Here is a 2,171-nt window from a genome sequence, read left to right on the forward strand (position 1 = left end):
CTGCGCCGCGCCGGCGCGCCCGTCCCGCCCGCCGTCGACGCCACCTGGGACCCGCGCAGCGGCGTCGCGATCGGCCGCGACCTCGCCGCCGACCCCGCCGTCACCGCCGTCTTCTGCGGCAACGACGAGATCGCCATGGGCGTCATGCGCGGCATCACCGAAGCGGGCCTGCGCATCCCCGACGACATCTCCGTCGCCGGCTTCGACGACAACCCCCTCGCCGAACTCTGGAGCCCGCCCCTCACCACCGTGAGGCAGGACTTCGCCGGCCTCGGCCGCCGCGGCTTCCAACTCCTCCTCGACACCGTCAACGACACCGCGGACCGCCGCTACTCCTCAGAACGCCCCAGACTCGTCCTCCGCGCCAGCACCGCGGCTCCGAAGCCCCGCTAGTCGCCGAAGTCGATGGAGCCGGTCCGCCTGGCGTTGCGCTGGAACCACCACAGTGACGCCGCCGCCAGGGCGAGCCATCCCGCGGCGGTCGCGACCGCGAGGCCCGCCTGGGCGAGGACCGCGCCCGGAGCGCCGCCCCCGATCGCGAGGCGGACCGCCTCCAGTCCGTGCACGGCGGGGAAGGCCGCCGCGAACCACTGGAACCCGCCGGGCCAGAACGACACCGGGACCATGACGCCGCCGAACGCGGTCATCGTCAGCAGCGTGATGTTGGAGAAGACGTTGCGCAGCTTGTGGAACCGCAGCGAGAGGCTCCCGCAGCACAATCCGACCGCGTAGTTCGTCGCGGCCGTCGTGAAGATCAGGCCCACCGCCGCGGCCGACTCCCCGAGACCGAGGTCGAGGTCGAAGAACGGCGCGAGCGCCAGCAGCGCGATCGACGACGAGAGCGTCCCGGTCGCGATCCAGAACCAGCTGCGGGCGGCCAGGACCGCCACCATCCCCGCGGGGGCCGCCGCCAGCAGCGACAGGGTGCCGCTCATGCGCTCCCAGGTCGTGGACGCCGAGGCCATCATCGTCTCGTTGGCGGCGATGAAGACCGCCGCGCCGACCAGGAGGAACCGGGTCCGCTCGGGGTCGCCCAGGAGCGTCCCCAGGGTCGAGTAGAAGACCACCTGGCACAGGACCCGGACCATCCACCCGAACGCCCACGTCGTGGGCGTGTACACGATGCGCAGGTCGGTCCAGCCCGACCACATCGTCTGCCGCAGCACCGCGATCGCGTTCACGCGAACCCCACCGTCCCGTTGCGCCGGATGCGCCGCACGAGGCGGTGCGCGAGCCAGAACCCGGCCGCGAACATCACCGCGGTCAGGCCGAGCACCGCCGCCAGGCGCGGCCAGAAGGCCGCCACCGGTCCGGGTGCGAGGCTGTCGCGGAGCAGGTCGGTCGCCCACGACAGGAAGAACAGCCGCGACAGCGCCTCGAAGCCCGCGGGCAGGAACGCCACCGGGACCATCGCGCCGCCGAGCAGGTACAGCGGGAACGTCAGCGAGTTCTGGAAGCTGCGCACGTTCCGCCCGACCACGAACACCGCGGCCATGAGCACCCCGGTCGCCGCGACGCCCGCCGCGGTCGCCAGGAGCGTCAGCGCGAAGACCAGCGGGTGCGCGACCGCGACGACGACGCCGAAGCCGAGGGCGCCCACGAGCCAGCACTCGGCGATCCCGACCAGGCTCACCGCGGTGATGGCCGCGATCCGTCCCGACAGGACCGCCGCGAGCGGCGCCGGCGTCGTCAGGATCGCCTCCAGGACCCCGGTGGAGCGGTCGCGGAAGATCGACTCGCCGGCCTCCATGACCGCCATGCCGATCGAGGCCATCACCGCGGGCGCCAGCAGCGCGTAGGACGCCAGGTCCGCGCGGCCGCCGTGCTCGGTGACCGACAGCAGGATCACCGCGAAGAACGGCGCGGTGACGAGCATCAGCAGCGTCCCGGGGTCGCGGCGGAACTCCGTGAGCTGGGAGCGGGCCGCGGCCCAGAACGCGGGGGAGGAGGCGTTCACGGCCGCACCGCCATCCCGCGCTCGCCGATGAGGTGCAGGTAGACCTCTTCGAGCGTCGGCGGCGCGGTCGAGACGTCGGTGACGCCCGCTTCGACGAGCGTGCGCAGCACCGGCAGCGCCGCCCCGCCGCGCCCGGTCTCGACCAGGACCGCGCCCGGCCCGGTCGAGCGCACCCGCTCGACCCCCGGCAGCGCGGCGAGCCGCTCGGCGAGCG

At 73.8% G+C, this 2,171-nt stretch carries 3 protein-coding genes and 1 pseudogene; 1 reads left to right on the top strand and 3 read right to left on the bottom strand.

Translation table 11 applies throughout. The features are described 5' to 3' along the window. A partial coding sequence (locus tag DI269_RS13165) for a substrate-binding domain-containing protein (RefSeq protein WP_198667394.1) occupies window positions 1-393 on the top strand: 393 nt, incomplete at its 5' end. On the opposite strand, the gene DI269_RS13170 is transcribed toward DI269_RS13165, so the two are convergent. The 3 genes and pseudogenes from DI269_RS13170 to DI269_RS13180 form a co-directional block, all read right to left on the bottom strand. Beyond that, the gene (locus tag DI269_RS13170) at window positions 390-1,181 is read right to left on the bottom strand and encodes an ABC transporter permease (RefSeq protein WP_112136594.1); all 792 of its coding nucleotides are present in this window, start codon (window positions 1,179-1,181) and stop codon (window positions 390-392) included. The genes DI269_RS13165 and DI269_RS13170 overlap by 4 nt on opposite strands. Further along, window positions 1,178-1,957, bottom strand: a complete 780-nt coding sequence (locus DI269_RS13175) for an ABC transporter permease (RefSeq protein ID WP_112136596.1) — start codon at window positions 1,955-1,957, stop codon at window positions 1,178-1,180. The genes DI269_RS13170 and DI269_RS13175 overlap by 4 nt, the downstream gene beginning before the upstream one ends. After that, window positions 1,954-2,171, bottom strand: a pseudogene (locus DI269_RS13180) (ABC transporter ATP-binding protein); the annotation flags it as partial. The gene DI269_RS13175 and the pseudogene DI269_RS13180, both read right to left, overlap by 4 nt.

The organism is Glycomyces dulcitolivorans, from assembly GCF_003265355.1.
GTDB lineage: Bacteria > Actinomycetota > Actinomycetes > Mycobacteriales > Micromonosporaceae > Glycomyces > Glycomyces dulcitolivorans.